The organism is Streptomyces sp. NRRL S-495, assembly GCF_000966955.1.
In the GTDB taxonomy this organism is placed as follows: Bacteria; Actinomycetota; Actinomycetes; order Streptomycetales; family Streptomycetaceae; genus Kitasatospora; species Kitasatospora purpeofusca.
Genome location: NZ_JZWY01001362.1, coordinates 1 through 491 on the forward strand (window position 1 = coordinate 1; position 491 = coordinate 491).

The 491-nt window shown below is 71.9% G+C and carries 1 protein-coding gene; it reads right to left on the reverse strand.

The features are described 5' to 3' along the window. Positions 1–477 (reverse strand): condensation domain-containing protein (locus VR45_RS41680; RefSeq protein WP_234326698.1); only part of this gene is annotated, 477 nt, incomplete at its 3' end. Between the last annotated feature and the right edge of the window lie 14 nt (positions 478–491).

Below are 491 nucleotides of genomic sequence, written 5' to 3' on the forward strand. Positions count from 1 at the left end.
ACTGCCCGGATCGTCCTCGCTCCCGAGCAACTCCCGCTGCCACAAGGCATAGTCCGCGTACTGCACCGGCAGCGCCGCCCAGCCCGGCACCCGACCCGCGACCCGCGCCGCATACGCCACCGACACATCCCGCGCCAACGGCGCCGTCGACCAACCGTCGGCCGCCACGTGATGCACCAGAATCACCAGCACGTGCTCGGCCTCGCCGAGCGCGAACAGCGTCGCCCGGAGCGGGATCTCCGACGTCAGGTCGAACGCATACCCGACCGCCTCCGCCACCGCCGCATCCAGTTCCTGCGGCGCCACCTCGACCACCGACAGCTCGAAGCCGCACTCCTCCAGCGACAGCACCCGCTGGAACGGCTCACCATCCGCCACCGGCAGGACCGTGCGCAGCGCCTCGTGCCGCCCGGTCACGTCCCGCAACGCCTCAGCCATGGCCCCGCGGTCCAACTCGCCGGTCAGCCGCAGCGCCACCGGGATGTTGTAGG